General features: G+C 44.7%; 8 protein-coding genes and 1 pseudogene. 4 read left to right on the top strand and 5 right to left on the bottom strand.

The annotated features are described in order from the left end of the window. On the top strand, nt 1–190 hold a 190-nt coding region (locus O9300_RS17800), incomplete at its 5' end, for a hypothetical protein (RefSeq protein WP_287973074.1). Here the strand turns inward: O9300_RS17800 and O9300_RS17795 are convergent. Then, nucleotides 191–1,309: a universal stress protein gene (locus O9300_RS17795; protein ID WP_287973072.1), complete on the bottom strand. Its 1,119-nt coding sequence runs from the start codon at nt 1,307–1,309 to the stop codon at nt 191–193. It lies immediately after the preceding gene. A 138-nt stretch (nt 1,310–1,447) separates the two neighbouring features. After that, on the bottom strand, nt 1,448–2,428 hold the full coding sequence (locus O9300_RS17790) for an ABC transporter ATP-binding protein (RefSeq protein ID WP_287973071.1): 981 nt from the start codon (nt 2,426–2,428) through the stop codon (nt 1,448–1,450). 280 nt (nt 2,429–2,708) lie between these two features. Here O9300_RS17790 and dacB point away from each other — a divergent pair, with 280 nt between their 5' ends. Then, on the top strand, nt 2,709–3,596 hold the full coding sequence (dacB, locus tag O9300_RS17785; RefSeq protein ID WP_287973069.1) for a D-alanyl-D-alanine carboxypeptidase/D-alanyl-D-alanine endopeptidase: 888 nt from the start codon (nt 2,709–2,711) through the stop codon (nt 3,594–3,596). A 145-nt stretch (nt 3,597–3,741) separates the two neighbouring features. Here the strand turns inward: dacB and O9300_RS17780 are convergent, their stop codons facing one another. From O9300_RS17780 to O9300_RS17770, 3 genes are all read right to left on the bottom strand, one after another. Next, complete coding sequence (locus tag O9300_RS17780) at nt 3,742–4,008, bottom strand: DUF6761 family protein (protein WP_150978322.1); 267 nt, start codon at nt 4,006–4,008, stop codon at nt 3,742–3,744. Nucleotides 4,009–4,108: 100 nt separating this feature from the next. Beyond that, complete coding sequence (locus O9300_RS17775; RefSeq protein ID WP_287973068.1) at nt 4,109–4,372, bottom strand: hypothetical protein; 264 nt, start codon at nt 4,370–4,372, stop codon at nt 4,109–4,111. Continuing rightward, on the bottom strand, nt 4,338–5,303 hold the full coding sequence (locus O9300_RS17770; protein ID WP_287973065.1) for a M48 family metallopeptidase: 966 nt from the start codon (nt 5,301–5,303) through the stop codon (nt 4,338–4,340). The genes O9300_RS17775 and O9300_RS17770 overlap by 35 nt, the downstream gene beginning before the upstream one ends. Nucleotides 5,304–6,122: 819 nt before the next feature. On the opposite strand from O9300_RS17770, the pseudogene O9300_RS19730 reads away from it, so the two are divergent. Both O9300_RS19730 and O9300_RS17765 read left to right on the top strand, forming a co-directional pair. Continuing rightward, nucleotides 6,123–6,428: pseudogene (locus O9300_RS19730) on the top strand (hypothetical protein). A gap of 42 nt (nt 6,429–6,470) precedes the next feature. Next, nucleotides 6,471–7,106, top strand: coding sequence for a calcium-binding protein (locus O9300_RS17765; protein WP_287973064.1), 636 nt, complete (start codon nt 6,471–6,473; stop codon nt 7,104–7,106). Nucleotides 7,107–7,186 lie beyond the last annotated feature (80 nt).

Below are 7,186 nucleotides of genomic sequence, written 5' to 3'. Positions count from 1 at the left end.
CACCCGACACCCCACCCCCCACCCCCCCCACCCCACACCCCACACCCTACAACCTACACCCCACCCCCCACACCCCACACCCAACACCCTACACCCTACACCCCACACCCCACACCCCACACCTTACACCCCACACCCTACACCCTACACCCTACACCCCACACCCCACACCCTCTTTCAAGTCAGGTAGTCACCTTTTCACCCCCTTGGCTCGGGCGTTTTTAATCGGTACTTTTGGATCGGTGGCGATGATGTGAAGATCGATATTTTTCTGCCAGATCAGGCGCATGAGTTTTTGGGTGAAAGAACCTTTGATTAAATGCTTCCAGCGCGATTGAAGGCTCTCCCCGATCACAATCTGGGTGATCCGTTCCCGTTCGGCCACTTCGGCGATCGCTGCCGCCACCTGATAGCTTTTAATCCGTAAGAATTTACCCTCGAATTCCCGACATAAACGTTCGCAGGTTTCGATATGTAAAGCCTCCTCTTTCGTGAGAAAGCGCTCGGGTTTATCGACGAAAATCACGAAAAATTCCGCGTTCATATACCCCGCTATCCGCGCTCCCCGACGTAATAATCGTAAAGAGTTTGGATAGGTGGAAATACAGACTAATACCCGTTCGTGAACGGGACAGGATTGACCGATAAATTTTGTGGAATTACTCGCTTCTTCTTCCACCGTATCGGCCACTTCGCGCAAGGCCAGTTCCCGGAGGGCGATTAAATTACGCCGTTGAAAGAAATTATTTAAAGATTGTTCGATCTTTTCGGGAGCGTAGATTTTTCCCGCTAATAATCTTTCTTCTAGGGTTTCGGCGGTAACATCTACCACGATCACTTCATCAGCTTCCTCCAAAATTCGATCGGGTATTCGCTCTCGCACCACCACCCCAGTGATTCGGGCAACCAGATCGTTTAAACTCTCAATATGCTGGATATTCACGGTCGAGTAAACATCGATTCCCTGAGATAAAATTATCTCCACATCCTGAAAGCGTTTCTCTCGCTCGGAACCTGGTGCATTCGTGTGGGCTAATTCATCGATCAGACACAGCTGCGGTGAGCGGGCGATAATCGCTTCTGTATCCATTTCCGAGAGAGTGACTCCCTCTTTCTCTAGGATTTTTCTCGGTACGATTTCCAACCCCTCGGCTTTTTCGGCGGTCTCTTTCCGGCCGTGGGTTTCCAGCAGTCCAATCACCACGTCAGTTCCCTGCTTTCTGAGGCTATGGCCCTCCTCCAGCATCTTGTAGGTTTTCCCGACCCCCGGGGCCATCCCGATAAAAATTTTATGTCTTCCCCGTCGCACAATTGTCTCCTTTTTGGCAACTTGCCTTGTAGCTTAATACTAAATCCGGTTATTAAAAACTGATTATTTATTCCCTCTTTTGCATGAGTGCCTGTCCTAATATGTAGCCTATACTCAACGGATTTAGTATGAAAGTGCCTATTGACTAGAGGTAATACCGCGCTGACGTAATTGGTCGATAAAAAATTCTTCGAGGGAAGCACGAGCTAAATTAAGACTAATCAAGCGAGCATCGATACTAGGCAGGGCAGCCAGAAAAGCAGCGGGTTCTCCCTGTAATTGTCCGTGCCAACAATGATCGCGCCAATGCAAACCGAGGAGCCATTGCTGTAGTTGATCCTCCCTACCACCTTGAACAATCACCTGATAGACATCAGCACGACCGAGAATTTGCTCGAGGGAACCAACACAGAGTAATTCTCCCCGGGCCAACAGGGCAATGCGATCGCAAATTTGTTCCACATCGGAGAGAATATGAGAGTTAAAAAAGATGGTTTTCCCCTGTTGTTTGAGGGATTGAATAATTTCTCGCACCTGATAGCGACCGATAGGATCCAGTCCCGACATCGGTTCATCGAGAAAGACTAATTCTGGATCATTGATTAATGCTTGGGCTATACCAATCCGTTGCATCATCCCCTTAGAATATTGACGCAATTGCTTTTTCTGGGCAGTTTTGCGGTCTAATCCCACTAAATCCAATAATTCAGGAATGCGTTTTTTTTGCACAGAAGAGGGAATTTTAAAAATGCCGCCGATTAATTGTAGGAATTCCCAGCCGGTGAGATAGTCGTAGTAGTAGGCATTTTCGGGAAGATAGCCGATGCGTTGCCTGACCGAGCGATCGCCAATTGGCTGACCGAGAATCAAGGCCCGTCCGGAAGTGGGTCGGACAATCCCCAAAAGGGTTTTTAAGAGCGTGGTTTTGCCGGCCCCGTTCGGGCCTAATAATCCAAAAGTTTCGCCCTCATGGACAATTAAAGTACAGTTTTTCAAGGATTCGATTTTTTTATCTAACCAGAATCCCGTCCGATAAGTTTTTTGTAAGTTTAACGTCTCTAGCACAGTTTGACGGCTGGTATTCGTCATTGTTTTGGAATCATCTGAGACAGAATACATGGGTCGGATATCCCTCTTCCTACACTTTGCTTTTATTATCCCCAAATTGTCACCAGCAATGTCACGGCTATCAAAATAGCACGATTTTGGAACCCAGAAAAATTCCAAACGGTCTTGAGAAGGGGTATCAGTGCAGTTCCGGGCTATGACAAGCTTTCTTCTCTGGCATTGGTGAGAATTAGCGGCTAAAATCTGTTAGACAGGTAACTTTGACACTTGAGCAGCAACTGGTACAATAGTGCGAACGCTTACGGAAACCAGACTCTTACACAAACACAGCATGAAACAACTCCTCAATTGCCTTAATTCCCTGACAGTGGCCAGTGTAGCCACTATCGCTTTGGCCTATCCTAGCATCGCTCAAGTTAATCTGTCTGTTTATCCCCATCCTTCCTCGTCGAACGAATCCATAGAATTATACGTTCCCCCTCCAGAAAACAATAACATCGATAATACCTGTACTCAATCGATCGGGGCAAATATCGATAAAGTTATTAGTCAAGCTCCCAATCAGTGGGGTATATTAATCGAATCTATCGATCGCCAAACAGTTATTTATAGTCATAACGCTGATCGCTATTTTATCCCCGCTTCTAATACAAAGTTATTTACCACGGCTGCCGCTTTACAAGTGATGAACCCAGAGACGACAATTCAAAAAAAATCCCTGCGCGATTGGGTTAATATCACTAATCAGAGAAGTAATAATTTCTACGCTGACACTCTTTTTCGCTTTATCGGCGGTTCTAAAAATGTTACTGCCATCTTGGCACAATTGGGCATCAATCCCAGTGGTTTTCGTTTAGCCGATGGTTCGGGATTATCCCGTCGTAATACCGCTACTCCCCGCTCGATCGTGGAAATTTTGCGGGTGATGTATTATTCTCCTAATCGAGACACTTTCTATGCTTCCTTACCGGTAGCGGGAATTAGTGGCACCCTGAGAAACCGAATGCGTCAGACGGCCGCTACTGGCACAGTTTACGCTAAAACTGGTACTCTTACTGGTGTGCGGGCCCTATCGGGTTATCTAGAAAACCCCAACCAAGAACCGATGTTATTTAGCATTATCGTTAATAATCAACGGGTTTCTGGACAGGCCCTGGTGAAAGCGATCGATACTATTGTTCTACAGATGACCGAATCTCGTTCCTGTCAAGCTCGGTAGAGCGCTGGTAAAAATCGCCCTGTCTCCCGACTCCTAACTCCTCAATTCTGCCCGATGCAAGAGGTCTAATCCCGGGGCGATTCTCGCGAGTCAATCCGATTTTTTGGGCGGAATGATGGCCAAATTCCCTTAACCCGAGATGGGGTTAATAATACCCATAATCTGCTTCGGTTTGGGTTTGGGTTTGGGGGGAGAGATATTCAAAATTAGAGGTATCTCGCAAGAAGCGAAATATTTCTTCTTCGAGACGATGAATTAGATAGGGTTCTATGGAATTAGAATCGCGTAAACAGGCTAAATAGCCTTCTACATATAGCCGGATCTCATCAAAACGCGAGCCACGGTGCCAAAGATCCACCATGTCATCGGTTAGTCTTTGATAGTAACGAATGGATTGGGTATCTTGGAGCATGGGCAGTAGAACAAAAAAAAGAGAGTGGGGGTAAGTGTGTATGGATAATCGTAGGGAGAATTGCTATTCTCGGTCTCCGATACGTCTACCTCTATTGTACTCACCAAATTGGCAAAACACAGACAAGAGAATTTTCAGTGATCAGTAAAGGGTGTGGGGTGTGGGGTGTGGGGTGTGGGGTGTGGGGTGTGGGGTTTGGGGTGTGGGGTGTAGGGTGTGGGGTGTGGGGAGAAGGGAGAATAAATAAAGGCAATCTCCTGAATCCTGAATCCTGTCTCCTGAATCCTGTCTCCTGCCTTCTGCCTTTTGCATGAGCGCCTTCGTATAGATTATTCAGGGTTTCTTTGTCTTTTTGCCCGTTCAATTTCCGCTTGTAGTTCTGCTATTTGTCGCCTCAATCTTTCGCTTTCGCTATCATTAGCATCAACATTAATTGAGCTTTTTACCCCTGTTTTGGCATAGTTTCCCCGGCGAATTTGACGATAGGATTCCGAGTTAAACCATTCCTGTAGATAATGCACTCTTTCTACGGAAAAAGGATGGGTTAAAAAGGAACCATTACCGCCATTATAAATGAGAAATTTATAAATCTGGTTTAAGTTATCTTGGTCTAATTGTCGGTAGGCTTCCCCTTGGCGAATAAATTCTTCTAAGTTGCATTCATGCAGGTATTTTTGACTTCCTCCTGCACATTTCATTAAAGTTCTCAGGACTAAATTTAAATCATCGCTAACTAATAAAGCGGCGCGGTCTGCTGATAATTCAGCTTTTCTGCGCCATTCATAAAAGGCATAAACTAGACCAGTAGTAATGGCTTTTCCTAGTCCTAAGGTGATGCCCCCAAGAAAATTAGCCGCCCCCATCACCCAAAAAGACATTTGAATTAAAATACTATGATCGCATTTTAAATGACCTAATTCGTGGGCAAGAATTACCCTAATTTCTTCTTCATCTAATAGGTCTAAAAGGGCAGTATTAAAGACAATGTAGGGATGTTCCGAACCTAAAGAATAGGCATTCGCTGAAGGGTTTTGACTGACATAAAGATTCGGTTCTGGGGACATATCTAAATCCCGCAGACATTGGCGATATATACCGTATAAAGTGGCGTATTGACGCGGGCCGACTTTTAGATCATTGCCCATTAATAAAATTTGCTGGGGACGTTCATAGAGATATTCGGAAAAACTTTTCGCTAATAAGTCAAACCCCGGAACTGATCTTAAGGCCTGTTCAGCTTGCTGATCTAGGGGATGTTTAAACGCTTGACTGGAGATATCAGGATAAGTTGGCATATTAATAGAATAAGAAAGTCAAAATTTCTCCTAAATTATACCAATTTTCAATGATCGTGACTAACATCTGAGAGCGCAATTCCCTTCTCAGAGAGCAATTGCGCTTTGAAATGATCAACTAAGTCTGTCATTACTTTTGAAAAATGATATTATACTAAATCCTGTTTAAAAAGTATAGGATAGTGGGGTGGTCACTGCGTGCGCGTTGCGGGGGGAAGTGGGGTGATAGGGAAGTGGGGTGTGGGGAGAAACAATTCATAACTTGAGAGTTAATCACACTATTAAAAACGGATTTGTTATTAGTAAGTAAGTGGTTTCAATTAAATAGATTTTGTCTTTGATCCCCCCTGCCCCCCTTGATAAGCTATCCATTAGTCACATCTTTCTTAACATAAAATTTGACAAAAAGAGAAAAATGTGCAAGATGGCTCAAGGGGGTTCTATGGGGGAACTAATTTGATCAGATAGTTTCCAAGTCTCGCTGATATCATGTAACCTTCGCAGTCCCAATGTAATTCTTGGGCTGCCCATTTCTCCATTTTTTTGCTCACCTCGATCTTGATTCCTTCTTTCAAAACTATACCTATCAATCGTTTCCCCTTTTTTTAAGTTTTTTCTCTTTTTGTTAAGAAAGATCTGACTAATGGATAGGTTGGGGAGGAGAGGACCGCGCGACCCGCACGCGCAGTTTCAGCTGTCCGTGATCAGAGTGCCGTCCCCAAACGCGAGCGCGCATTTGCTTTTCGGTGAGATGCTTACAGGCAATTATTAGTATTTATGTATTAAACGAAGGTTACTGATTAATTGCTGATTGTCGGTATTTGGCTCTTCTCGACTTTGTGTGATAATTTTTGCTTATGGAATCGTAAAATGCTTACTGAGCAAGACTTTTAGGACTATTTTGACTATTTTGACGTTCGGCGAGGCTCCCTCGATCCGCTCACTAACAGGAACGCTCAGTCGAGCCGTCGAGCGGCGGAAGAAACTATCAGTATAGACCTCGTTTCCACACAGAAACCAGAAGAGCTGGTATTTTTGCCAATGAATGTGAGATGCACCAGTCGTCGAGATAGGGTGTTTCTATCGCTAAATGTTAAGTTTTGTTACAGAATTAACAAATGTTAACAAAACTAATACATCTTTTATGATAGACACTTTTTAACATTTATGCCTCAAACCTACTTCGACTTCTTCGGCCTCAACTCTTTCACGGCAGCAGCTGTGGATAACTGGACAATTCTGGGCTTGGCTGGCAATGACACTCTCACGGGTAACTCTCTCGCAGACATCATTGAGGGTGGTGTCGGCAACGATAGCCTCTTTGGACTAGGCGGTAACGATATCCTCAATGGTGGTGATGGTGATGACTTCCTCGACGGCGGTAGTGGGGATGACTATCTTTCAGGGGAAATTGGCAATGACACTCTTTTTGGCAGTTTAGGCAGTGATTTTTTTAATGGTGGTGCGGGGACTGATGTGGCCAATTACAGCAGTTTTGGCAGCAGCATTACCCTACTACCGACTGGAGCTATTCTCAAAGGCGGTGGAGCCACAGATCAACTGTTCCAAGTTGAAACTATCATTGCCAATGCCGTATCTAGTAACAATACAATTGATGCTTCCAGCGCAGCATCTCCCGGGTTTATTAATGTCAATTTAGGCGCAGCGACTAACAATTTACGGGTATTGGGGGGTCCAGTATTAACTTTTACGGCAACCAATTTTGATGATGTCATTGGCACTAGGGACTTCCAAAAAATAAACTATTCATGCTCAAGAATAATAATCATTCTCGGAGTGTAGGAGGTAGGGGTCGATGGTTGCCTCCTCCTTCCAATTTTGTAGTAGAATTAATCCTGTACATTATTAATCAAGTTTTTCTT

Origin of the sequence: Microcystis sp. LE19-195.1E (assembly GCF_027532095.1) — a bacterium.
Classification (GTDB): domain Bacteria; phylum Cyanobacteriota; class Cyanobacteriia; order Cyanobacteriales; family Microcystaceae; genus Microcystis; species Microcystis aeruginosa.
This window is presented reverse-complemented; position numbering and strand designations above follow the sequence as displayed.